This window comes from Mesoplasma coleopterae (genome assembly GCF_002804245.1).
GTDB lineage: Bacteria > Bacillota_I > Bacilli_A > Mycoplasmatales > Mycoplasmataceae > Mesoplasma > Mesoplasma coleopterae.
In genome coordinates this window covers 717985-744887 of sequence record NZ_CP024968.1, presented here as the reverse complement: position 1 = coordinate 744887, position 26903 = coordinate 717985, and the positions used below count along the sequence as shown (strand labels likewise).

Here is a 26903-nt window from a genome sequence, read left to right as displayed (position 1 = left end):
AACACACACGGAATTGTGAAAGGAGGAAATACAATGCCAACAATCAATCAATTAGTTAAAACAAACCGTAAAGCTAAAACTTGAAAAACAAAAGCACCCGCTTTAAACAGAGGGGTAAACTCATTGAAAAAGAAAGTAACTAAAGTTTCAGCACCTCAAAAAAGAGGAGTATGTACTCGTGTTGCTACAATGACACCCAAAAAACCCAACTCTGCGTTACGTAAATACGCTCGTGTTAGATTAACAAACGGAATGGAAGTTAATGCATATATCCCAGGAGAAGGACACAACCTTCAAGAACACTCAGTTGTTTTAATTCGTGGGGGACGTGTAAAAGACTTACCAGGGGTACGTTACCACATTATTCGTGGAACATTAGATACTCAAGCAGTTAACAATCGTAAACAATCACGTTCATTATACGGGGCCAAAAGACCTAAAAAATAGTCTAATTAAATTTAGAACTACCGTGAGATGAACCACAAATAAGTATCACAAATTTATAAATCAAGAAAGGAGTCAAAACTATGCGTAAAAATAGAGCAGAAAAAAGAGATGTTTTAGCAGATCCAATTTATAACTCAAAATTAGTTACTCGTGCTATCAACAAAATTATGTTAGATGGTAAGAGAGGAACAGCTCAAACAATCATTTATGATGCATTTGACATTATTAAAGAAAAAACTGGCGAAGAACCAATTGAAGTATTTAACAAAGCTATCGAAAACATTAAACCACACTTAGAATTAAAAGTTCGTCGTATTGGGGGAGCTAACTATCAAGTGCCAGTTGAAGTTTCAGATGAAAGACAAGTTACTTTAGCTTTACGTTGATTAATCAACTATGCAAGATTAAGAAACGAAAAAGTTATGACTGTTAAATTAGCAAACGAAATCATTGACGCTGCAAATAACATGGGTGGATCAGTTAAAAAACGTGAAGACACACATAAAATGGCAGAAGCTAATAAAGCATTCGCACATTACCGTTGATAAGATCAACAATTATTTTATTTAGATAGGAGGCAAATTATGCCAAGAGAATTTAGTTTAGAAAATACTCGTAACCTTGGAATTATGGCTCATATTGATGCTGGAAAAACTACTACTACAGAACGTATTTTATTCCACACAGGTAAAATTCACAAAATTGGTGAAACTCATGAAGGAGCTTCACAAATGGACTGAATGGCACAAGAGCAAGAACGTGGTATTACAATTACTTCAGCTGCAACTACAGCATTCTGAAAAAATAACCGTTTTAACATAATTGATACTCCAGGTCACGTTGACTTCACTGTTGAAGTTGAACGTTCATTACGTGTTCTTGATGGAGCTGTAGCAGTTCTTGATGGACAATCAGGAGTTGAACCTCAAACAGAAACTGTTTGAAGACAAGCAACTACTTATAGAGTTCCTCGTATTGTTTTTGTTAACAAAATGGATAAAACTGGAGCAGATTTCATCTACTCAGTTAAATCTATCGGGGACCGTTTAGGAGCTAAAGCCGCTCCAATTCAATTACCAATCGGTGCTGAAGATAACTTCACAGGATTAATCGATTTAGTTGAAATGAAAGCTTACGAATTTGATGGTAAAGCTGAAGAAATTGCTAAAGAAATTGAAATTCCTGCAGATTTAAAAGATCAAGCAGAAATTTTAAGAAGTGAATTAGTTGAAGCAGCTGTTGAATATGATGAAGAATTAATGATGAAATTCTTAGATGGTGAAGAAATTACTATTCCTGAATTAAAACAAGCAATCCGTAAAGGGGTTATTGGTGCAGAATTCTTCCCAGTATTAGCTGGGTCAGCTTTCAAAAACAAGGGTGTTAAATTATTATTAGACGCAGTTGTTGATTACTTGCCATCACCTTTAGATGTTCCTGCTATTAAAGGAATTTTACCAAATGGTGAAGAAGCAGAAAGACATGCAGATGACAATGAACCATTCTCAGCTTTAGCTTTCAAAGTTATGACTGACCCATTCGTTGGAAAATTAACATTCTTTAGAGTTTACTCAGGTATTCTTACAAAAGGAAGTTATGTATTAAACTCAACAAAAGGTGATAAAGAACGTGTAGGACGTATTTTACAAATGCACGCAAACAACCGTAACGAAATTGAAGAAGTTTATGCTGGAGATATCGCAGCTGCTGTTGGTTTAAAAAATACTACAACAGGTGATACTTTAGTTGATGAAAAACATGAAATTATTTTAGAATCAATGGTATTCCCAGAACCAGTTATCCAATTAGCTTTAGAACCAAAAACTAAAGCGGATCAAGAAAAAATGGGATTAGCATTATCAAAATTAGCAGAAGAAGATCCAACTTTCAGAACATATACTGATGAAGAAACTGGACAAACTATTATTGCTGGTATGGGTGAATTACACTTAGATATTATTGTTGACCGTATGAGACGTGAATTCAAAGTTGAAACAAACGTTGGAGCACCTCAAGTTTCATACCGTGAAACAATTAAATTACCAGCAAAAGCTGAAGGTAAATATGTTAAACAATCAGGAGGACGTGGATCATATGGTCACGTTGTTATTGAGTTCGAACCAAATGTTGACAAAGGATTCGAATGAGTTGACAAAATTACTGGAGGACGTGTTTCTAAAGAATATATCAATGCTGCACGTGTTGGTTTAGAAAACGCACTTACAAACGGGGTAGTTGCTGGATACCCAATGATCGATGTTAAAGCAACAATCGTTGATGGATCAATGCACGATGTTGACTCAAACGAAATGGCTTATAAAATAGCTGCATCATTTGCTTTAAAAGAAGCATGTAAAAAAATGAATCCAGTTATCTTAGAACCAATCATGAACGTTGAAGTAACTGTCCCAGATGAATACTATGGAGATGTAATGGGTAACATTTCATCAAAACGTGGATTAATCGAAGGATCAGAACAAAGAGGAAATGCACAAACAATTAAATCTAAAGTTCCTCTAACAGAAATGTTTGGTTATGCAACAGAATTAAGATCATTCACACAAGGACGTGGAAACTATACTATGATTTTCAGTCATTATGCTGAAGCACCTAGATCTATTGCAGAAGAAATTATTAAAAAATCAGGTAAGTAGTAATATATAATTGCACTTATTGATGTAAAAAGTTAAAATATTCTTAATTAAAAGAATAAAAAACGCCCCTACGGGGGCGGTAAAGATACTAGAAAGTAAATCTAATATCGCTAGATATAAATAAAGGAGAAATACAAAAATGGCAAAAGAAGCTTTTGACCGTAGTTTACCTCACGTTAACATTGGTACTATTGGACACGTTGACCACGGTAAAACTACATTAACTGCTGCTATTACTAAAGTTTTAGCAGATAAAGGTGGAGCAGAATTTAAAGATTACGCAAATATCGATAACGCTCCAGAAGAAAGAGAACGTGGAATTACAATTAATACTTCACACGTTGAATATAAAACAGAAAACAGACACTACGCACACGTAGACTGTCCAGGACACGCCGATTATGTTAAAAACATGATTACAGGTGCTGCTCAAATGGATGGTGCAATCTTAGTTGTTGCTGCAACTGATGGGCCTATGCCTCAAACTCGTGAACACATCTTATTATCAAGACAAGTTGGAGTTCCAAAAATTGTTGTTTTCTTAAACAAATGTGACATGGTTGATGATGAAGAAATGATCGACTTAGTTGAAATGGAAGTTAGAGATTTATTATCAACTTACGACTTTGATGGAGACGGAGCACCAGTTATCCGTGGATCAGCTTTAGGAGCATTAAACGGAGAAGCTAAATGAGTTGCTGCTATTGAAGAATTAATGGCTTCAGTTGATGCATACATCCCAACTCCAACTCGTGATTCAGATAAAACATTCTTAATGCCTGTTGAAGACGTTTTCACAATTACAGGACGTGGAACTGTTGCTACAGGACGTGTTGAACGTGGAACAATTAAAGTTAACGAAGAAGTTGAAATCGTTGGTTTAGTTGAAGAAGCTAAAAAATGTGTTGTTACTGGATTAGAAATGTTCAGAAAATTATTAGACTTTGCTGAAGCTGGAGATAACGTAGGAGCATTATTACGTGGTGTTGACAGAGAAGGTATTGAACGTGGACAAGTTTTAGCTAAACCTGGAACTATTAAACCTCATACTAAATTACAAGCATCAGTTTATGCATTAACTACTGAAGAAGGTGGACGTCACAAACCATTCTTTAACAAATACCGTCCTCAATTCTACTTCCGTACAACTGATGTTACTGGTGAAGTAACATTACCTGCTGGAACAGACATGGTTATGCCTGGAGATAACGTTGAAATGACAATTGAATTAATTAAACCAATTGCTGTTGAAGATGGAACAAAATTCTCAATCCGTGAAGGTGGAAGAACTATTGGAGCTGGAACAGTTATTGCAGTTCAATAATCTTTATTAAATGAAAATTAGAAAATTACCTTTTGGTAATTTTTTTTGTTTTAATTGGCCTCGTATAGAAAAGAAATAATATGCAAACAAAAAAAACGATATATTTGATAACTATATATTAAATTCATAACAACTTCAATAGTTGGATTATTTGCAATTATATATAGAATTGGTTTACAAGCATCAGAATCTGCAAGAATTTCAATATTGATTTTAATTTAATTATTAAATTACACTTGCATGAATGATCTCATTGACATTGATGGCTAAAAAAACATATAAATAAGTTCGTACAAGTGAACAACAACCACATATAATTTTTATCTGTTTGTGCATTATTGTTTATTGGTTTCATTTTAGAATTTTATTAATTATAGCATTAGTTAGTTATTTATCTGAAAAAGAAAAAAGGTATTAACAAAACAACAAATAAAAGAACTTTTAAATAGTATTTAAAAAGTAGACGTTCGCTTTTTTATTTGTATGTAAGGTGTTAAAAAATAATAAAAAAGCTTAAAACTTTCCAAAAAAGAAATTTTTTCGAAAATATATTGATTATATGTCTTTTAAATAATTAATATTGGAAAATATTCTAGAAAGGAATAGAAAATATGGAAATAAAAATTTATGCTCCAGTTGATTGTGAAGTTAAATCTTTAGAAAAATGTACAGATCCAACTTTTTCACAAAAAATGCTGGGTGATGGTTTACTCATTCTTCCAAAGAAAAATAAGTTTTACTCACCTTTTGTTGAAGCTAAAACTGTTATGATTTTTGAAACTAAACATGCTTATGGTTTTGATATTGATGACACTAATGTTTTAATTCACTGTGGACTTGATACTGTTAAATTAGGCGGAAAACCTTTTAAAACAAAATTAGAACTTGATAAAAAAGTAAGACTTGGTGATGAACTTTTTGAAGTTGATCTTAAAATGGTTGAAGCTGAAAAAATATCTAATGAAACGCCTATTGTTTTTGATAAAAAAATTGAAATTATTAATTTCAAAGAAGGTAATTATAAACAAGGCGAATTAATTTGTACTATTAAAATTATTGAAGAAGTTCTTGAAAAAGTTAATCCAAATTCAATGAATGAAAAAGACTTTGAAGAATTTTTTTATGCTGAAAATAAATATCAGAAGGAAGCAAGAATGTTAAATGAGTTTGTAGGTGGTCCTTCAAATTATAGAGATGTTTATAACTGCATGACTCGTTTAAGATTTTTGGTTAAAAATAAAGATTTAGTTAATGAAGAAAAAATAAGAAGACTTTCACTTGTAAAAAGTACAATTTGACAAGGAGACGAATTACAAGTTGTTATAGGACAAGATGTATATAAATTAAAAGACGAAGTTATAGCTCAAAATGAGTTTGCAAAATCAGTAGCTGTAGCCGAAAATTCAGAGAATAAAGAAAAGCAAAGTAAAGGCGCTCAATTTATTAGAATGTTTGCATCAATAATGGTAAAAACTATACCAATTATTGTTGGTTGTGCAATTGTTCAAGCAATTGTGGGTATACTTGTTCAAATCAATGTAATGCCTGATATAGTTATTACAGCACAAGCAAGCGGTAATCAGGTTCTTTTAAAAGATGCAGCTATAGGCTGAATTATACTATTTATAATGGCTAAAACAACAACAGTTTTTGGTACAATTGCAATAGCAATTAGTACAGCACAATATTTTAAATTTGATGTTATATTAGCAGCATCCATTGCACTTATATTGTCAACTCCATTAATGTTTTTAGATGGTGGATCAGGTGGTATGGGTCACGAATGAATTTTAATTAACTTTGGTGATTTAGATACTGGTAACCCTGTCTTAGATGGAATTTCAAAAGTTAAAATTGCAGCCATGACAAATAAAATGTTTGTTGTAATGGGAGCAATAATTGCTGCTAAATATTTAAATGACTGAATTAAAACATGAATTCCAATTTCACTAGAATTAATGTTTAGACCTTTTATTTTAGTTATGGTCATTGTACCAACTTCATTTTTCATATTATTACCAATTTGAAATGTTATTGAAACATTAGCAGGAACTCTAATGTATTGAATTGGACAAGCTCCATTAGGAATAGGTGTAGGGTTCTATATAGGTATATGACAAGTAGCAGTTATTTTTGGAATACACATGGGATTAATTATAGTAGGTATTTTAGATAATATTCAAAGAGGGGGAGCTGGAATATTCATGATTATGGGTATTTCAGTATGAGCTCAAGTTGGAGCTTTAATAGGAGTTATTTTAGTTACTCAAAACTCAAAACTTAAAAAAGATGCAATTCATATGTTGCCAGCAGGTTGTTTAGGAATCACAGAACCAATTCTTTATGGAATTAACTTACCTAAAAAACGTCCGTTAATAGCAGGATGTATTGCTGCATTTATTGCTGGGGCTTATTGTAACGCAGTTGGTGTTACAGCAAGAGCTGGAACAGGATTTGGAGTTTTTGAATTTATTGGATTCTTTTCTTCACCAACAATGGGTGGTACAGCAGACTTATCAAACATAACAAATGGTATTTTATATATAACAGGTGCCGCTTTAGCATTGGGTTTAGGAACTATTTTCAGTTTACTAATTTATATCGAAAGACCAAATGAAAAATCAGCTGTATCTAAATCAGCAAATGCTTTATTAAAATTTATTAAAGTTAAAAATGATTTATCAGAAGAAGAAATTCAAATTTTAAAAACTCAAGTAAAAGAAATGAAACAAGTAATTGATAAAGAAACAATTAAACAAATTAAATTAATTGAGAAACAAATTCAAAAAGTTATTTCTGTTGATTCAAAAATTGAAACTTTAATTGAAAATGAATATAAACATGAACAAAGAATTTATAAAAAAGGTAAAAAAGCTTTAAGCAAAAATAACTTGTCAATTGCTAAAAAACTTGTTAATGAATTCAATAATCTGACATATAAAGAAAGGGTTGAAAAACTTAAAGATCAAAGAAATGATTTGAAAGCTTTAATTGACTTTAAAACTTTGGATAACATAATTGGAACCAAAGAAAAAGAAATTGAAGAAATGTTAAACGAATTTAACAAAGAATATAATTTAAAATCTGAAATTAAAGAAATAAGAAATGAATATTGAAATGATTTGAACTCTTTAAAAATAGCTTATGATTATGAAAAACCAAAAGAATTAAAAATTTCTTTAAAGGTTTTAACAAAAAATTTAGCAAAAGCTAAAAAAGAAGTTAAACAAAAATAATATGAAAACAAAAAGTAAACTAAGTTTGCTTTTTTATTATAAAATTTTTATAAAGAGGTTTATTATGAATATTTATGAGAAGCTGAAAATACAACAAAAAAATTTTACTAATACAACGAACCAAATAATAGCTAATGAAATTCTATGTCATGCTATGAAGGGTATTTATTTAAAACAAAAAGAACTTGCAAATAAAGCTTACGTAAGTGAGTCAACTATAACAAAATTTTCCAAAAATTTAGAATTTTCAGGTTACAAAGAATTGATATATAATCTAAAAAACCAAGAAAAAATATCAAAAATAAATAATGTTGGAGGAACAGAAACATTATTTAAGGAAATTGATGAATGAATAAGAAGTAAGAAAAATTTCATTAATGATTTAGCATTAAGTATTATTAAAGAAAAAAATGTTTATATTTATAGCTCATATCAATTAAGAATAGCTTCTAATTTTATTTATGAGTTATTATTGGAAGGTGATATCACACCAATTATATTAGAAACACAGTATATATATATGAAAAAGATTAAAAAGAAAGAAAACGCTGTAAATATTTTTTTATTCGCTGGATTAGATACTGATAGTCTTGTTGATCAAATTGATTTTGAATTAAAAGGTGACTTTGATTTTGAAAACATTTATTTAATAACATCTAGATTTTCTGAAGAAAAACTAAAAAAATATAATTTTAAAACTATAAAATTAGATTTCAATTACAATTCGTCTTCATTTTTAATAAGAAATATAGCTATTCAAATGCTTTTCATTGAAGTATTAAATGTAATGAAAAAAACTTTCTAAAAAGGAAAGTTTTTTTAATTTTATATTTATCAATCCATCTTTAAAAAAAGTAAGCATAAAATAGAAAATATAAGGAGGAAAATAGATGAGTAAATTTCCAAAAGATTTTTTATGAGGTGCAGCTACAAGCGCCTATCAAGTAGAAGGGGGCATATACCAAGGTGGAAAAGTTCCATCATCAATGGATCCATCATCAAAAGAGCATGCAAACAAAGAAATAACAGATTTTAGTGTTGCATCTGATCACTATAACCATTGAAAAGAAGATGTTGCTCTTATGGCAGAAATGGGATTTAAGTCATACAGATTTTCTATTTCTTGACCAAGAATTATTAAAGATAAAGAAGGTAATATAAATCAAGAAGGAATTGATTTTTACAACAACTTATTAGATGAATTAATTAAAAATAATATAGAACCAGTAGTTACAATTTTTCACTTTGATATTCCTATGTTTGTTGAAGAAGATGGTGGATTAGAAAGCAAAAATGTTTATAAACATTATGAAAGATATTGTTCAGTTTTATTTAAAAATTTTGGTTCAAAAGTTAAATATTGATTAACTGTAAATGAACTTAATGTTATGGTATTAATTTCGCAAATAATAAATACAAATAAAGAAAAGTATTCTTCAAATGAATGACAAGTAATGCATAATATGAATGTAGTTCAGGCTAAGGCAATACTAATGTGTAGAGAAATGTGCCCTAAATCAAAAATAGGACCAGCACCAAATATTGCAATTAACTATCCTGCATCATCAAAGCCAGAAGATTTTACAGCTAAGCTAAATATGGATTTATTAAGAAACTGAGTCTACTTAGATATTTTATGCAGAGGAACATATAGTAAGAAATTTTTAAGCTATTTAGAGCAAAATAATAAACAAATTCACACAACATCTGAGGAAATGGAGTTATTTAAAATAGCAAAACCTGATTTTATTGCTATAAACTATTATTCTTCAGGAACTGTAGAAGCGCTTGACAATAAAGATGGAAATGATGGCGCAACAAACGCCGATCAACAATCAGGTTTTGCTTTCAAAGGGTTTGCAAAATCAGTTAAAAATCCAAACTTAGAAAAAACACAATTTGGTTGAGAAATTGACCCAGTTGGTTTTAGAAATACTTTAAGAGAAGTTTGAGAAAGATATCAACTACCTATTATGGTTACAGAAAATGGAATTGGTGCAAGGGATGTATTAACTGAAGATGGAAAAGTACATGATGACTATAGAATTGATTTTTATCAAAAACATATTCATCAAATGGCTCTAGCTATTGAAGATGGTGTTGAGATGATAGGTTACATGCCTTGAAGTGCTATTGATTTAGTCTCAACACATGAAGGAATTTCAAAACGCTATGGTTTTGTTTATGTTAATAGAGATGAATTTGATTTAAAAGACATGAAAAGAATAAGAAAAGATAGTTTCTACTGATATAAAGAATTAATTTCAAAAAATGGAGAATTATAATGAATAAAAAAATTACTTATGATTTAGGTGGATCATCAATTAAAAAAATTTCATTTGTTGATGGAAAAATAGAATCAAAATCTCTTTTGAAATATGATGGTATTGATAAAAAAGGCTTTCAATTGCCATTGGAAAAAGTAATGGATATTATTGTGAATGACTTAGTTAATGAAAGTGTTGAATTTGACTTAGGTATTTCAATACCAGGGGTTTTAGATTCAGAAAATAAAAAAATTATAACAGAATCAGCATTTTGTGATGTTGAATTTGATTTAATAAATAAATTCTCAAAGATAAGTAAAATAAAAAACTTTGAAATTGAAAATGATGGAAAATCTGCAGCCTATGGTGAATTTAAATTTAGAAATGACCCAAACTTAACAAATTTCATTCATATTACAATTGGTTCTGCTCTAGGGTGTGGAATTATAATTAATAAGGCACTTTATAAAGGAACCAATTTTGAGGCAGGACAGGCATCAGGTATGTTTAGTTCAATTAATAATAAAGATGACAACTCAGCATATGCTTTAGATACAGGGTTAGGGACTTTAATTATGAAGTATAGAAAAAAAGCCAATGTAAATGAAGAAGTAAATGGAAAACAATTGTTTGAAAAGTTTAATCAAAATGATCCTATTGTTGTTGAGTTGGTTGATCAATGAACATCAGCCATTGCAAAAACAATAATTAATTTTCATCAGTTATTGGATTTTGATTTATTAACAATTGGTGGAGGAGTTAGCGAAAATACTCAATTCATGCAAATGGTTATTGATAAAATTAAATTGCATAGAAAGTTTGATGCAAATAGCAAATTCTCGAAAAACCCTGTTTTTAACATAGTGGAAATTTCAAAATTAAATAATGATGCAGGATGTTATGGAGTTTACTATAAGCTTTGTGAACTTGAAGAAATACACCATATTTAATAGTTTTTAAGAACAACTTTCTATTTCTGAAAGTTGTTTTCATTTAATTCATAAAATATTTTTAAATTTAAATATTTGAGAAAATCAATATATAAAGGAAGTGAAAATATGAAATTTATTAAAGATGATTTTTTATGAGGAGGAGCTACAGCTGCTTCTCAAATTGAGGGCGCTTATGATGCAGGCGGTAAAACATTAACTTTACTTGAAATGAAACCTTTTTTACCAATCAAAGATAGAACAGCTATACACTTCGGAGGTCAAACAAAAGAAGAAATGCTTGAATCTATTGAAAATAAAAAAAATTTACATTATCCAAAAAGGTTTGGAATTGATTTTTATCACAGATATAAAGAAGATATAGCTTTATTTAAAGAAGCGGGAATGAATGTGTATAGAATGTCAATCGCTTGATCAAGAATTTTTCCTAATGGAGATGACAAAGAGCCAAGTAAAGAAGGAATAGCATTTTACAGGAATGTTTTAACAGAATGTAAAAAAGCTGGAATAAAAGTTATGGTAACAATGCATCATTTTGATACACCATATGAAATAACAAAAAAATGAGGCGGTTGAAAAAACAGAGAAGTTATAGACCTGTTTGTTAGATACGCAAAAGTTTTATTTAAAGAATTTGATGAAATGGTAGATTATTGATTACCGTTTAATGAAATAAATGTTGCTATTTGAAGCACAGAGGTTGGGTTAGGGGTTTTTGAATCTGATTTTAATTCAAAAAGCGAAAGAAATTCAGCAGCATATCAAGGACTCCATCATCAATTTGTTGCTCAAGCAAAAGTAATTGAACTTGGTAAAAAAATGTGCAAATTACAAACCCAATTTGGATGTATGGTTGCTAATATTACAACCTATTCATTAGATTGCAATCCAATTAATGAAATGGAAAATTTAAAGTCACAACAAATTTCGAGATGATTCTTTTATGATGTAGTGGCAAAAGGTGAGTACCCTAATTACATTAAAAGAAATTGAAAAGAAAATGACATAAATGTAAATATTGACGAACAAGATTTAAAACTTTTAAAAAACAATACTGTTGATTTTATAAGTTTTAGTTACTACATGTCAGCCACAGTAGCAGTTGAATTAAGCCAGAAAGCTTCTGGTAATGTTTCTATGGGCGGGAAAAACCCATTTTTGAAAGCGACAGAATGAGGATGACAAATCGACCCTATTGGCTTAAGAATTACTCTAAATCAAATGTGAGATAGATACCAAAAACCATTGTTTATTGCAGAAAATGGTATTGGTGTATTAGAAACATTAAATGATCAAAACACAGTTGAAGATAATTATAGAATTGAATATCTGTCAGAGCATTTTAAACAAATAAATGAAGCTATTAAAGATGGTGTAGATGTGTTTGGATACACAATGTGAACACCAATTGATGTTGTAAGTGCTTCTACTAATGAAATGTCAAAACGTTATGGAATGATTTATGTTGATTATGATGATTATCATAATGGAACAGGAAATAGATTTAAAAAGAAATCATTTGAATGATTCCAAAACTTTATGAAAACAAAAGAACTTTAATAGAAAAATATCAGCTCATTAAGCTGATATTTTTCTATTTTAAAAGTTTATTTAGTGTGTCTCCAACTCCACCTTCATCATTTGAAATATCAGTTATACCTCAAGCTATTTCTTTCAATTTTGGATTTCCATTTGTTAAGGCAATACCATGACCAACTGTTTGAATCATTTCAAAATCATTCATTTGATCACCAAAAGCAATAACATCTTTAATATCTTTATTGTAATATTGGGCAACCATTTCAGCAGCAAAACCTTTGTTAACAAATTTGTTTGTTATTATTAAAATTGGTTTTTCTCCAATATTTTCAATACCGTAAATTAAGTTGGATTTAACTTTAACTGCATTTCCAAACTCTTGGTTTAAAGTATCAACAATATTAATAAAATTTAAATTTGTGTTTAATTTAATAATTACATTACTGCAAGGACCACTTCAATCTTTTAAAATATCTCCTTGAATTGGAGTTTCTGCGTTTGCATCAGCAATAAAGAAATTATCAGCACCATTTTGAATCATGTTAGCATGATAGTATTCAACAATAATGTTTTCAATTTTTCCTTTCAATATTGGATGTTGTATAATACTTTTTGTTACATCTTCACTAATTGGTAATACTATTCTTTTGAAATTTCTATGAACCGGATCAGATATATGTCCACCATCCAATGTAACTAATAAACTGTCTAGTTCTAGTTCATTATAAATATGTATTGTATCTTTTAAACTTCTACCTGTGCATATACAAACAGTATGCCCATCCTTAATGGCATCTTGCAAAGCATTTTTTGTTATTGGATTAATTGTTAAATGGTCATCTTTTAAAGTTGTTCCGTCTAAATCAATTAATATTAATCTCTTTTTTAATTTATCTTTTAATTGCATATTTTTACTTTCCTTTCCAGAATAAGTAGTGATATATATATTTTATCAAAAATTAGATAAATTTATTTTCTCTTTAATTTTGTTAAAGGTTATAATTAATTTTAAAGGACTGATATTTAATGAGAAAATTAACAACAAATGAAATTAGAAAAATGTGATTAGATTTTTTTAAGGAAAAAAAACACCATTTCTTAGAACCAGTTAGCTTAATACCTGTAGAAGACCCTTCATTATTATGAATTAATTCAGGTGTAGCTACACTTAAACCATATTTTGATGGAAGAAAAACACCTCCATCACCAAGATTAACTAACTCACAAAAAGCAATTAGAACTAATGATATTGAAAATGTTGGGGTAACCGCAAGACACCACACAATGTTTGAAATGTTAGGTAATTTTTCAATTGGGGATTATTTCAAAAAAGAAGCAATATCTTTTGCTTGAGAATTATTAACAAGTGATAAATGATTTGCGATTCCAACTGAAAAATTATACATAACTGTTTTTGATGAAGATATTGAAGCTTATGAATATTGAATTAATGATATTGGTATCAAACAAGATCATATTTTTAGATTAACAAGAGATACAAACTTTTGAGATGTAGGTCAAGGACCATGTGGTCCAAATACTGAAATTTTCTTTGATCGTGGTGAAAAATGAGATAAAGAAAATATAGGACCAAAACTTTTAGCTGAAGATATTGAAAATGATAGATATATTGAAATTTGAAATATTGTATTTTCACAATTTAATAATGATGGATTTAATAATTATTCAGAATTACCAAGAAAAAATATAGATACTGGTGCTGGTTTAGAAAGAATAGCATCTATATTTCAAGACACACCAACAAACTTTGAAACCGATATCTTTTGACCTACAATAAAACAAATTGAAAGTATTTGTGATTCAAAATTTAAATATTCAATTGAAAATTATTTTGATGAAAAAATTGAACAAACTAAAATTAATACAGCATTTAAAGTAATTGCTGATCATGTTAGAGCAACAAGTTTTGCTATTGCTGATGGTGTATTCCCAGGTAACAAAGATAGAGGCTATATAATTCGCCGCTTAATTCGCCGTGCTCTAATGAAAGGTATGGAATTAGGAATCAATGGGCCATTCTTAAGTACATTAGTAATTAATGTAATAAATGCAATGAAAGATTTTTACCCATATTTATTAGAAAAACAAAACTTAATTGAGTCTACAATTTTAAATGAAGAAGAAAAATTCTTAAAAACTTTATCAAAAGGATATGAAGCTTTAAATAAAATGATTGAAAATGATAAAAAAGTAACAGGTAAAAATGCATTACTTTTATTTGAATCATTTGGTTACCCAATTGAACAAACTATTGAAATTGCAGAAGATAAAAATGTTAAAGTTGATATTGAAGAATTTAATTATTTATTAGAACAAGCAAAAGAACAAGCGCGTAATGCAAGAAAAGATTTAAAAGCTTGAGATAAACAAAATGAAATTTTCACAAAGATTGATGTCGATTCAGAATTTACTGGATGAGAAGAAACAAAGCATGAAAATGCAAAGATTGTTTATATTTTCACAGATGATGAAATTCTTTCAGAAGCAGCTGATACTGAAGTTTATGTTATTTTAGACAAGACACCATTTTATGCTGAAAAAGGTGGTCAAGCAGCTGATACTGGATACTTAGTAAATAATTCAGCTAGAGCTGAAGTTATTGATACTCAGCAAGGACCTAACCATCAACATATTCATAAAATTCAGTTAGAAGGTTCAATTAAAATTGGAGACACTATTGATGCATTTGTTAATGAAACAAAAAGAACTTTGACTATGAAAAACCATTCAGGAACTCACTTAATTCATGCAGCATTAAGAGAAATATTGGGCGAGACAGTTATGCAATCTGGATCATACAATGATGAATATGGACTGCGTATGGACTTTACATATAACGATTCTATTAAACCAGAAGAATTATTAGCTGCTGAAAAGCTAGTTGTTGAAAAAATAAATGAAAAAATTAGTAGAAATGTTTATTTCTGTTCAATGCAAGATGCAATAAGTAAGTATGGTGCATTAGCATTCTTTACTGAAAAATATGATGATATTGTTAGAGTAGTAAAATTTGGGGAATTTTCAAGTGAATTATGTGGAGGGACTCATGTTGATAATACACATGATATAGAAGATTTCATGATTACAGGACTGGAATCGAAAGGTAGCGGAGTTTATAGAGTTAAGTGTTTAACTTCAAAACAGTCAATAAATGAATACTTAAATACAGAGTTTAATAAATTGTTAAAATTAATACAAGAAATATTTGCAAAGTATGAAAACACTAAATCAATTTTGGCAGATCAAAAAATTGAAGACATTATCAAAGATGCATTTAACAAAGAAATTTCAAAACAATCAATTATTTCTTTAAAACTTATTTTGGAAGACTTGTCTATTGCAATAAAAGTTTATGAAAGAAAAGTAGAAGAATTATTAACGACTCAAAAATTAGAAAAGTTTAAATCATTTGAACCAAAAATCAATGAAAATGGAACACAAATAATTGAAGAAAAAGTGAATGGCTTAAATATCAAAGATATGAAAACATTAGTTGATGAATATAAAAACAAATTTGAAAAAGTAATCATAATTTTAACTTCTGAAAACACTGATGGTAATTTTGTTGTTGTTGGAGTAAGCGAAAAATTACAATTAGAACACTCAGCGATAGAAATATTTAAAAATCTACCAATTTCACCAAAAGGTGGAGGTAACGCTAGTTTAGCACAAGGTAAGTTTTAATAAATAAAATTTGTTAATTTGGTTTTTTCCAACTATTGTTGTATAATTTTATTTGAAACACAGAAAGGAATAAATAAAATGAACATTTTAAAAAGAGCATTATCAACAATTATTAACGGATTTTTAAACGGATTTACTTTTGGAATTTTACCTTTAGTATTATGAATTTTAAACTTGCCATTAGTAGGACAAATGATTTTTAAAACACCTCAAGCCGAAGGTAGAGGAGCAGCTTTAATTTATGGTTTAATTTACGTATTATTATGTTTAACAATAGTAGGATTCATCTTTATTGTTATATGATGTTTAATGGGTAAACAACCTTTAGCATTACAAATCACAAACTGATTATTAAAAAAATAATTTTATTTATTTACGAGATTTGCTAAGCAAATCTTTTTTTTGTTAAAATTACAAAGTAAAAAAGGAGAAGACAATGTTTTACTTATTCACAAAAAGCATTTTAATTGAAATAGGTTTTAAAGATCAATGTTATTATATTGGAAATGCAAAATTTGAATTTTTACCAGAATCAGTTCTAAGCAATTGTTACTCTTCTGCAAATTGAAATAGAGCTTTAAAATATAAAGCAACTGCTGATGAAATTAATAAAAAGTATTTTATGCTAGACGTAGATATTTTTTGAAATCTAAATTTTCAAAAAATAGAACTTATAAGTAAAATATTTTTCTTTGATGAAATAATAAATTCAAAACATTTTAAAGAAACTTTTTTAGATACTTTGTTCTCTCACTATTTTAAGCACACGCTAAAACTAGAAAAAACAAAAAGCATTGATAAAACATTTATTGAAGAATATGCACCTGATATTTTTAAAGATAACTTAAGAATAAAAGAATTTGATAATTTTTTAATACTCAATGAAGAAATAAATATAGCTAATAAAAAATTTAAATCTGTCAGTGAATTAAATCAAAATTCCTTTAAATGAAGAGTTAATAAATTTAATCAAATAATCTATTCATTCCCTGAAAGTATTTTGCCAAAAAATACATTGATAGAAAATAGTGATTTTGTAGATTTGAATAATTCATTGTTTTATATAAACTCTCAAAGCAGTTTAAACAAAAATTTAACATTAGAATTTTGCATTAGTAATGAAAAAATCAAAAATGAGATATTAGAAAAAATGATTTTAGAAATTCAAAAAGCTGATGATTCATTAAGCAATTGACATATCTTTAACTTAACAAAGGACTTAAAATATTTAAAAAATGAATTAGTGAAAATAAAAAACTCATCTAATTCAGTTGATAGTTACTTAAAAGATGTTTATTCTAAACTAAGAAGAAATTATGATAAAGAGTTAGAAAATATAGATAGAATTAGTTAATATGCGCAGTTTAACTTGATTCATAGATAAAAAAATGTATAATTAAAAATGACTGATTTTTATTGTGGGAGAAGTTCTAATGCTTCACATGGACCACAGCGAGTAAAACCAGCCGACTAACAGAATATTAGGAGGATAAGCCCGTGGCTAAAAGAATTACACGTATTGCCAAATTAGAATTTATGGCGATGCAAGCAAAACCAGGAGCAGAATTAGCTTCATTAGGTATTAACATGCCTGAATTTACAAAACAATTTAACGATGCTACTAAAGATCGTGCAGGTGACGTTGTTCCTGTAGTTATTACAGCATATGATGACAAATCATTTGACTTTATACTAAAAACAACACCAGCAGCTATTTTATTAAAAAAAGCAGCAGGAATTGAAAAAGGTGCAAGCAATGCTAAAACTCAAACAGTTGCAACTATTTCAGCTGACAAAGTTAGAGAAATTGCTGAATACAAATTAGTTGATTTAAATGCAAATGATGTTGAAGCAGCAATGAAAATTATTGCTGGTACAGCTAGAAACATGGGAATCAAAATTACAGGTATGGAGGAAACTAACTAATGGCTAAAATTTCAAAAAGAATGAAAAACGTTAAAGGTTTAGTAGACAAACAAAAAGTTTACACACTTGACGAAGCAATTAAATTAGCAAAAGAAACTTCAACAACTAAATTTGATTCAACTGTTGAATTATCATTTAACTTAAACATTGATCCAAGAAAAGCAGATCAACAAATCCGTGGAGCATTAGTATTGCCAGCTGGAACAGGTAAAACTCAAAAAGTTTTAGTTTTAACAAATACTAAAGTTAAAGAAGCTCAAGAAGCAGGTGCTGACTTTGTTGGTGGAGAAGAATTAATTACAAAAATCCAAAAAGAAAACTGATTTGAATTTGATGTAATTGTTGCTACACCAGAAATGATGGCTAAATTAGGAGCAATCGGAAAAGTTTTAGGGCCAAAAGGATTAATGCCTAACCCAAAAACTGGAACAGTTACAATGGACGTTGCTAAAGCAATTGATGAAATTAAAAAAGGAAAAATTGAATTCCGTGCAGATAAAGAAGGAAATATCCACACAATTATCGGAAAAGCATCATTTACTGCTGAACAATTAAAAGAAAACTTTACTACAATCCTAAATGAAATGAGAAGAGTTAAACCTCAAACTGTTAAAGGTGATTACATCATTAACACAACAATTTCAACAACAATGGGTCCTGGAATTAAAGTAGAAATTAACTAATAAAAACGGCGAAAGCTGTTTTTTTATTATTAGAAAGAAAGAGGTAAAAATGAAAATATTATTTAAAAAGTTTGATGAATTAACAAGTAAAGAAGCTTGAGAAATATTTAAAAATAGAAGCGAAGTTTTTAATGTTGAACAGGAATGATTATCATGTGAAATCGATGAAAATGATCTTAAGGCAACACACTTAATTATAAGAAATGATGAAAATGATCTTATCGCCTATTTAAGAATATTTGAAGTAGACGAAAATAATGTAACTTTAGGTAGAGTATTAACACCTCAAAAGTTCAGAGGTCTTGGATTAGGTAAAATTTTGTTAGAAAATGCAGTTAAATGAATTAATGAAAATTGACCTAACAAAAAATTAAGTATAAGCGCACAATATAGACTTTTAAATTTCTATAGAAGCTTTGGTTTTGTTGAAGACTCTGAAATTTATGACGATGAGGGGATAGACCATATTAAAATGGTTTTAAAAAAATAATTTTAAGAAAAAAACTATAATTTCCAAAAATTAACTTTATTTTTGAAAATTATTTTTTTTATGTATAATCATAGTAATTACTTTTAATCATGTGCTTTGTGGAGGTGTTTCTTGAAAAAAATAGATAAATATAAGTATTCGGCAAAAACATTTTTTTTGACTCTTTTTCAATTCAGAACAATAATAAAAAATTCTAGATCTTATTTTTTAGATTATAAGAAGTTTTGCTACACATATTACCGCGATGGTTTTAGTGAAAAGGGAGTAGAAATCAATTCTATCCAGTTATACTATGATGATTTAAAAAATAAAGGTTTAAATTATTTAAATGATACTTTTAATGAAAGTCAAATTGAAGAAATTACTTTAGAAAATGAAAAAGGAAAAATTAGTTGCTTAATAGCAAGGAATCAAAAATCAAACAAATGAGTTATAGGTTTGCATGGATGAACTGAAAATAAATATTTAGCATTAAGGTTAGTTCATCATTTTTGAAAACAAGGTTATAATGTTTTGACTTTTGACGGTTTTGCGCATGGTTTAAGTTATGGAGAAAAAACTGATATAGGATTTTCGTCCATTCAAATGATAGAAGAAATAATAATTTATTTGAAAAATACTGAACAAGCAGAATCTATTGGTCTAATAGGTAATAGCATGGGTGCTTCTACAAGCGTATTGTTTATTCAAAAAAGCAAGCTAAAATCAGATGTTAATTGAGTAATTGCTGATTGTGGTTTTAGCAATATTAAGCATCAATATAGATACTACATAGAAAACAATTTATATCACATTGAATGATGAAAAATCGGTTTTTTATTTACACATAAATTTAGTAAGGAAACAAAAACACCACAAAGAAAATTTAATCTATTAAAAAAAATGAAAAAAGCAAAAGACACTCCAGTGCTATTTATACATTCTAAGGGAGATACATTTATACCATTTGAAATGAGTAAATTAATGTATGACAAAAAAATAAAATTTGAAAAAAAGGTTAAAAGCGAAATTTGAACGCCTAATGGTTCTGAACATGTAAATACAATAGTAACTTATAATGAAGAATACATTACAAAAGCATTATATTTTGCAAGAAAGTGAGAGTAATATGAAACTAAATAGAAAATATGGATTTTGAACAGTTCTAGCTTCAACATTAGCTGCAATTGTTGGATCAAGCATTATCATCTCATTTAACATGGTTTTTGCTCTTGCTCAAGCAAATCCGTTGTTGATGATACTAGCTTGGGTATTTGGAGCATTAATAGTTTTACCTGATGCATTTATAGTTATTGAACCATCAATTGGATATGGAGAAAGTGGGAGTGGATATAGTTGAATTAGAAAATGTAACTGAAGAATTTTGGCATTTTGGTTCGGATGAGTTTTAATTTTATTTGTTTCTGCTACTTCACTAGCAAGTTGTTGTTCCGCTATGAGTTCAATGATAACTCAAATTTTAGAATTGGATTCAAAAGATTTTGCTGTTGAAAGTTTACAAAAGGCTTTGGCTGTATTTATATTAGTATCTCTTGCAGGAATACAAATAATGGTTAAAAATAGTAGTAAATATACGCAAATATTTTTTCTATTCGTAAAAACTTTACCAATCATATTAGTATTTATACTAGCAATTATGTATGGTTCAAAAGAAGGTTTACTTTCAAATTCACAAATGAATAGTAATTTAGGGCATGCATATATATCCTCAGCGATGTTGATTCCTGCAATAACATACACAGGATTTGCATATTCGGGTCATGAATTTCCTACATATATTACTGAAGAAATTGAAAATCCTAAAAAAACAGTTCCATTAGTAATTATTAGTGCAGTGCTAATTGTACTTGTTATTTATGTTTGTTATGGTATTGCTCTTTTATCATTAGCAACACCAGATAGTCAAGGAAATTGAATTGATCCAAATGGAACAACATCAACAATTTTTGCTCAGCATAAATGAGCAGTGTTAACATTTAATATTTTTGCGATATTCTTATTTGTGGGATCTGTAAATTCTTTATTATTTTTTCAATCAAGATTAATACATAAATTATCTGAAACTGGAGATGTACACACTTTTTTTGGAAAAGTACACAAAAAAACAAATCAACCGTATACAGCTATTATATTACTTGGTTGCGTAGCAGTGTTTTATATTTTATTTAGTTCTATCTCAGAAATAATTTCTTCATTTGCACTTGCAACTAGTACTTTAAAAATTTTATTAAATTCAGCGATAATAAAATTGAGGTTAAAAGACCCTGAGTATAAAAAAATATATGGGAATAAAACGTTCTGAATACTAATGATTTTAAGTTTAGCAACTTGTGCTCTTACATTTATTGGTTCTATCTATTTAATGGTTATAATGCCGCACCAACAAACAGGAGCAAGCACATTTTCAATCTTATGAAAACCAATTTTAATGGTTATTATTGCTTTTTTAGTTTATTTATTTGGAATTTTTAAATTTAATAATATAAAAATTAAATAACTTTAAAGTTATTTTTTTTATTAAATGTTATCTTATATATATGAACTAATAAAGTTCATTTATTTATAAGGAGACATATGATAGGAGTTATCAAAGGTTTTCGAGATGAATTTTCATCTCGAGTTCTGTCTTCGGTGAAAAGAATTTCTAAATTTATTGGTATTGCATTAATACCTATATTGTATGGAGTTACATGTTTAATAGCTTTTTGAAATCCAACAATTAATTTAGGAAAGGCACCAGTTGCTATTTTAAACGAAGACAAGACAGTCTGAGTATATAAAAATAATGATATTGAAAACTTCGATTTTAAGATCGGTGTTTTAACTGATCATAATTATAAATCAGTTGATGGATCTATAAGTAAAGAAAAGGCAATTTCTTCTGCTTATGATAGACAAAACAAAATTTTATATACAAACGCTGGAAATATGCAAATTTCTTCAGAAAAGGAACTTGCAAGTCATATTTTTCAATTTAATGTATGAGACATAATTAAATCAACATTAAATGAAAAAACAGACAAAAATATTAAGGATGAGGATTACGTATTTTCTTCACCTGAATTAAAAGAAGATATGGCTTTCACAAATATTAGATATATTTCATCTCAAAAAGAAATTGATAAACAATGAAAAGGTAAAAAATATTATGTGCAAGCTAAAATTGAGAACGGATTCGCTGAATATTTAATCCAACAAATAGGATCAAATTTGAATAAAAACACTGTTCCAAAAAGCGAAAAAGTTGACATAAACATTTGAACAACATTTGAAAGAAACTTTATTTTTGGATATTACCTTAACAGTATGATGGAAATGAAGTCAGCACTTATAGTTTCAGCTATTGAGAATTTTTTAGGTGAAAATATACCATCCTTAATTTCAAACATTATTTATAAAAACTTTTATAAACAAATTAGTTACACTCCAACCAAAAATGAAATAGTAAGAATTTCTCAAAACATAGGAAATGTATCTAATTCTGATATTGAAATTCAATCAGGGAAGCAATATGTTATTAGTGATGCTATAAATAAATCAAATGAATCATCTAATGACGTCAGATCAGAAAATACTATTTTTGGAGACATTAGCAAAGAAACAACAATTTCTCATGATGCTGCTAAAAAAACAAATGGTATTTTAACTAATAATATTTCAGGGCTTTTACAAAGTCAAAAAATTCAAAAATTAGCTAAAATATTGAAATTAGATTTTACTAATTCAAAACTACTGGGTTACATTTTATTTTTAAATGATAATTCACATATAGTAAATAAATACTTATATGATGTAATGCATGGAATTGATCCATTTACAGATTCACAAACTATGTGAATTAACATAGATAATATAGACAAATTGGGATTAGATAAAAAAACTGAAGCAGCTATCAAAGTCATCATATCAGCATTAAATAACAGTTTTATTGAAGAATTTAAATTCAACTTTAAAACTTATTTACCAAAAATAAACTCTATATTAGTTCAAAAAACAGGATTTAGTTTGAAATTAATAAAACCTCAAGAAGTATTTACTTCAAAAGTTAATGAGCTAAATCGAAATGCTGTGTCGATAACAGAATTTAATAAAAATATGGATATGCTTGCTGCAAAAAATGGATTCACAAATCAAATTGCACTATTGAACGCAATTAGCAATAAAACTATTGAAATAATTAAACATAAGCTTTTTGATAAATTTGATGTTGTAAACATTGAAATTGCAGGTTTAAAAAATGGTATATATGGTATTGGTATTGGTGAATTCTTTATAATAATTGGATTATTTGTAGGAACATTTATGCAAACATTCATTTATGATAGAGCAAGAAGAACAAAAAAACTAAAAGCTGGTAAATGATATACATCAAAAACATTACTAATGTTAGTTACTGGTATGACTCAAGCAACAGCCTTAACCATCGCGCTTTCTCTGACTGGGTGAATAGCAATCGGTTCAGCTGCAATGCTTTCAGTTTGATTATGGCTACTATTTGTAGATTTAATATTCGTATTAACAATTCAGGGATTGTGGTTCTTGTTTAAAGACGAAACAATTTCAAAAGTTTTAGTTGTAATATACTTAGTTATTAATATTTCATCAGGCTGAGGAACATTCCCTTCATTTATGCAATTTGAGTTTTTCCATAAAATAAGTTTTATTGCAGAATTTACATATGTATTACATGGATTAGGTTCTATAATATACGGTGTTGGAGAAAATGGATTTAATCTAACTGACAGTTTATATGTTATGCAACAAGCAGGAACACTCTTAATCTTTGCTTTATTCTTTGTATCTATAGGATTATATGGTGCAAAAAATAGAAACAGAGAAATCAGATTTGGAAGTTTCATTGGCAAACATGTTGTTGATGGAATGATCTCATTAGGATTAGTTAATGAGTTAGCTGAATTCACATCAGACAGAAAAATATTTAAATATAATTGAAATAAAATGAGTGAAGATATTTATTTAGAGTTAGCTCAAGAAGTTAGAAGACTACATCCTTTCGAAGGACAATTCGAGTGATATAAAAAACGCCAAAATGACGGTGTATTCCCACCTAATGAAACTGACATGGATATCATGAAACGTAATGATGATGTTGAAGTTTAGAGATAATTATTGAAATAAATAATTGATATGATATTATTAATAAAGGCTATTAATACCAAAGACAGTAACTGGGAAATTCCCTTAATTTGTTACCGAGGATTAAAATAAACATTTATTAAATAAATCAAACATTAATTTAAAAAATGTATTTTTACGTTTCCCTCGGTCTTTGCATTAAGAACCGAGGGTTTTGTTTTACAAAATAAGAAAATAGGAGGAATACGAATGTCAACAAATAGACCTGCACATGCTAAAAAAGCAGAAATCGTTGCTGAGATTGTTTCTAAAATTCAATCAGCTCAAGGTGTTGCTATTGCAGAATACAAACACTTAACAGTTGAACAAATGTCAAATTTAAGAAGACAAGCTTTAAAACAAGGTATCGAAGTTAAAGTTTACAAAGACTCACTTGTTAGAAGAGCAGTTGAACAATTAAATTTAACAGAATTAAACGAATATTTAACTCAACAAAATGTTTTTGTTTTCTCAAATGAAGATGCAATTGGAGCTGCTAAATTAGTAGCAAACTTTGGAAAAGAAAATGAAGCATTAAAATTAAAAGCCGGAATTTACGAAGGCGCAGCTATGGATACTGCAGCAATTATGGAAGTTGCTACATTACCATCAAAAGAAGATTTATACTCAATGTTTGCATCAAGCTTACTTTACCCATTACGTCAAGTTATGGCTGTAATTAATGCTGTTGCTGATACAAAACAAAACTAATACAAATAATCAAAATGTATTAATAGCAAAAAAGAAATATATTAAAGGAGACCAAAATCATGGCAATTACAAAAGAAGATATTATTAAAGCATTAGAAGAAATGAAATTAACAGAATTAAACGAATTAGTTAAAGCAATCGAAGAACACTTTGACGTTGTTGCATCAGCAGGTGTTGCTGTTGCTGCTGGACCAGCTGCTGCTGACTCAGCTCCATCAGAAGTATCAATTATGTTAACAAATGCAGGTGGACAAAAAGTTGCAGTTATTAAAGTAGTTAAAGAAGTTACAGGATTAGGATTAATGGACGCTAAAAAATTAGTTGACGGAACATTACCAGTAGCTATTAAAGAAAACGTAAAAATTGAAGAAGCTGACGCAATTAAAGCTCAATTAATTGAAGCAGGAGCATCAGTAGAATACAAATAGTATTTCAACTAAATTCTTAAAAAAATACCCCTAAGAGAGATCTTAGAGGTATTTTTACTTTACAAAGTTAAATTTAAAATAAAAACGATGTTTTAGTTCTTGAAAAGCCTTATAAAATACGTATTTAATTGATTTTTTAAGGTGTTTTATATATAATATAATAATCGAGTATAGTTTAGTTAGTTAAGAGCTTCTGCTATCCTCAATTTTTTTGCAAAAGAAATATTGGGAGGAAGTCTAATGAGTCTAAATTATTTTTTAAATAAGAAGATCATTGATTCAATGAATCAAATTGTTGAAGAACAAGGCCTTTTTACTGTGAATTTCCCATTATCAATAGGGCAAAAAATGAATTTTGAACCAATGGAAGAAATAGAAAGTGATAAGTATTTAACTAATTACTTTCAAGCATATACATTTACAAATGATCAACAATTATCAGATTTAGTTCTAGTGAGCAATATCTCTTCATTAATGTTTTTAGAAAATTTAGCAGAAAGTTCATCAATGCTTTCAATCAATAACATGATTAGAAGAATTGAAAATGGAGCAAAGGCAAAAACTAAGAAAGAAAAGATGGCATTGAATCTAATCGAAGCAGTTAGATTAGTAAAAAAAGCTGACTTTGAAATAAATGAAGATAACTATGAGTTACTAATTCACATACTTTTTAGAAATACCGAATTCAATTTAGACAGAAAAGCAAATTATTATAGAGTTGATAATAAAAAAATATTAACTGACATAACAATAGACTTCGAATCAATTGATGAAGAACTAAAGGAATTGTTTAAATTTATAAATGATGTACCAGAAAATTCTTTTGATGGTTTCACAAAAGCAATAATTATTTTCTTACAGATTTTAATTATTCAACCTTATCAAAAATTTAATTCGACTATAGCTTTACTTTTGAGTCTTTGATTCTTAGGTAAGTCTAAAGAAAAAGAAGTATTTCAGATTTGAATTTTTGATTTACTAAATCATTGAGAAGAACTAATTGAAAAAATTAATGAATCAAACATTAACAGTTTCAATGTAAATGAACTTTTAAGTTTTATTAAAAATAAACTAAAAGATTCTGTGAAAAGAGGATTTATAGCATCTCTAGTGAAAGAATGGATAGTTCAAGATTCTGAAGTTAGATCAAAGTTTTTCTCAAGTGATTATGAGTTTATAGTGCTAATCACTATTTTAACTGAAAGAACCAAAGAAGTATCAGTTAAAAGAATTACTGACAAATTAAAAATTGCAGGATACTCAGGAATTAAAAAACAAGAAATTAAGGAAGCTTTAGAAAACCTCAAAAGCGCTAACATTGTCAAAGTTACAAAAAATGACGCAAACTTTATGATTGCTGATAAGCAATTAAATAAATATAAATTTATTTTAGAATAATGAAAGGAA

Annotated in this window: 22 protein-coding genes and 1 other annotated feature; of the genes, 21 read left to right on the top strand and 1 reads right to left on the bottom strand. The window is 28.4% G+C overall.

The window, feature by feature from the left end; all coding sequences use genetic code 4:
* The first annotated feature begins 33 nt into the window (after positions 1–33).
* The 9 genes from rpsL (at position 34) to MCOLE_RS03330 (ending at position 12438) form a co-directional block, all read left to right on the top strand.
* Positions 34–447, top strand: coding sequence for a 30S ribosomal protein S12 (gene rpsL / locus MCOLE_RS03370; RefSeq protein ID WP_011183521.1), 414 nt, complete (start codon positions 34–36; stop codon positions 445–447).
* A gap of 80 nt (positions 448–527) precedes the next feature.
* Complete coding sequence (gene rpsG, locus MCOLE_RS03365; RefSeq protein ID WP_099651469.1) at positions 528–995, top strand: 30S ribosomal protein S7; 468 nt, start codon at positions 528–530, stop codon at positions 993–995.
* A 36-nt stretch (positions 996–1031) separates the two neighbouring features.
* Positions 1032–3101, top strand: a complete 2070-nt coding sequence (gene fusA / locus MCOLE_RS03360; protein ID WP_099651468.1) for an elongation factor G — start codon at positions 1032–1034, stop codon at positions 3099–3101.
* Between the two features lie 139 nt (positions 3102–3240).
* Entirely contained in the window at positions 3241–4425 is a 1185-nt protein-coding gene (gene tuf / locus MCOLE_RS03355; RefSeq protein WP_100671436.1) for an elongation factor Tu, read from the top strand.
* A 611-nt stretch (positions 4426–5036) separates the two neighbouring features.
* On the top strand, positions 5037–7661 hold the full coding sequence (locus MCOLE_RS03350) for a PTS glucose transporter subunit IIABC (protein WP_100671434.1): 2625 nt from the start codon (positions 5037–5039) through the stop codon (positions 7659–7661).
* A gap of 64 nt (positions 7662–7725) precedes the next feature.
* Positions 7726–8466, top strand: coding sequence for a MurR/RpiR family transcriptional regulator (locus tag MCOLE_RS03345; RefSeq protein WP_100671432.1), 741 nt, complete (start codon positions 7726–7728; stop codon positions 8464–8466).
* An 85-nt stretch (positions 8467–8551) separates the two neighbouring features.
* Positions 8552–9946 carry a glycoside hydrolase family 1 protein gene (locus MCOLE_RS03340; protein ID WP_100671430.1) on the top strand — a complete coding sequence of 465 codons (1395 nt, stop codon included), beginning with the start codon at positions 8552–8554 and terminating at the stop codon, positions 9944–9946.
* A complete protein-coding gene (locus MCOLE_RS03335; protein ID WP_100671428.1) occupies positions 9946–10878 on the top strand; it encodes an ROK family protein in 933 nt (310 codons plus the stop codon). Before MCOLE_RS03340 ends, MCOLE_RS03335 begins: the two co-directional genes overlap by 1 nt.
* Positions 10879–10986: 108 nt before the next feature.
* Positions 10987–12438: a glycoside hydrolase family 1 protein gene (locus tag MCOLE_RS03330; RefSeq protein WP_100671426.1), complete on the top strand. Its 1452-nt coding sequence runs from the start codon at positions 10987–10989 to the stop codon at positions 12436–12438.
* A 34-nt stretch (positions 12439–12472) separates the two neighbouring features.
* Here MCOLE_RS03330 and MCOLE_RS03325 read toward each other — a convergent pair whose 3' ends face one another.
* Positions 12473–13324 carry a Cof-type HAD-IIB family hydrolase gene (locus tag MCOLE_RS03325; protein WP_100671424.1) on the bottom strand — a complete coding sequence of 284 codons (852 nt, stop codon included), beginning with the start codon at positions 13322–13324 and terminating at the stop codon, positions 12473–12475.
* A 119-nt stretch (positions 13325–13443) separates the two neighbouring features.
* Here MCOLE_RS03325 and alaS point away from each other — a divergent pair, with 119 nt between their 5' ends.
* The 12 genes from alaS (at position 13444) to MCOLE_RS03265 (ending at position 26894) form a co-directional block, all read left to right on the top strand.
* Positions 13444–16122 (top strand): alanine--tRNA ligase, encoded by a 2679-nt coding sequence (alaS, locus tag MCOLE_RS03320; RefSeq protein ID WP_100671422.1) that lies wholly within the window; start codon positions 13444–13446, stop codon positions 16120–16122.
* 78 nt (positions 16123–16200) lie between these two features.
* The gene (locus MCOLE_RS03315; RefSeq protein WP_100671420.1) at positions 16201–16485 is read left to right on the top strand and encodes a hypothetical protein; all 285 of its coding nucleotides are present in this window, start codon (positions 16201–16203) and stop codon (positions 16483–16485) included.
* Between the two features lie 73 nt (positions 16486–16558).
* The gene (locus MCOLE_RS03310; RefSeq protein ID WP_100671418.1) at positions 16559–17476 is read left to right on the top strand and encodes a hypothetical protein; all 918 of its coding nucleotides are present in this window, start codon (positions 16559–16561) and stop codon (positions 17474–17476) included.
* A 143-nt stretch (positions 17477–17619) separates the two neighbouring features.
* On the top strand, positions 17620–18048 hold the full coding sequence (gene rplK, locus MCOLE_RS03305; protein ID WP_100671416.1) for a 50S ribosomal protein L11: 429 nt from the start codon (positions 17620–17622) through the stop codon (positions 18046–18048).
* A complete protein-coding gene (gene rplA, locus MCOLE_RS03300) occupies positions 18048–18731 on the top strand; it encodes a 50S ribosomal protein L1 (protein WP_100671414.1) in 684 nt (227 codons plus the stop codon). The genes rplK and rplA overlap by 1 nt, the downstream gene beginning before the upstream one ends.
* A gap of 49 nt (positions 18732–18780) precedes the next feature.
* The gene (locus MCOLE_RS03295) at positions 18781–19221 is read left to right on the top strand and encodes a GNAT family N-acetyltransferase (protein WP_100671412.1); all 441 of its coding nucleotides are present in this window, start codon (positions 18781–18783) and stop codon (positions 19219–19221) included.
* 111 nt (positions 19222–19332) lie between these two features.
* Complete coding sequence (locus tag MCOLE_RS03290; protein WP_100671410.1) at positions 19333–20328, top strand: alpha/beta hydrolase; 996 nt, start codon at positions 19333–19335, stop codon at positions 20326–20328.
* 1 nt (position 20329) lies between these two features.
* Positions 20330–21718 carry an APC family permease gene (locus MCOLE_RS03285; protein ID WP_100671408.1) on the top strand — a complete coding sequence of 463 codons (1389 nt, stop codon included), beginning with the start codon at positions 20330–20332 and terminating at the stop codon, positions 21716–21718.
* Positions 21719–21795: 77 nt separating this feature from the next.
* Complete coding sequence (locus tag MCOLE_RS03280) at positions 21796–24342, top strand: hypothetical protein (protein WP_100671406.1); 2547 nt, start codon at positions 21796–21798, stop codon at positions 24340–24342.
* Between the two features lie 37 nt (positions 24343–24379).
* Positions 24380–24545 (top strand) — a sequence feature (ribosomal protein L10 leader region).
* A gap of 22 nt (positions 24546–24567) precedes the next feature.
* Positions 24568–25068 carry a 50S ribosomal protein L10 gene (gene rplJ, locus MCOLE_RS03275; protein WP_100671404.1) on the top strand — a complete coding sequence of 167 codons (501 nt, stop codon included), beginning with the start codon at positions 24568–24570 and terminating at the stop codon, positions 25066–25068.
* Positions 25069–25127: 59 nt separating this feature from the next.
* The gene (gene rplL, locus MCOLE_RS03270) at positions 25128–25496 is read left to right on the top strand and encodes a 50S ribosomal protein L7/L12 (protein WP_099651446.1); all 369 of its coding nucleotides are present in this window, start codon (positions 25128–25130) and stop codon (positions 25494–25496) included.
* 240 nt (positions 25497–25736) lie between these two features.
* Positions 25737–26894 (top strand): hypothetical protein, encoded by a 1158-nt coding sequence (locus tag MCOLE_RS03265; RefSeq protein ID WP_100671402.1) that lies wholly within the window; start codon positions 25737–25739, stop codon positions 26892–26894.
* Positions 26895–26903 lie beyond the last annotated feature (9 nt).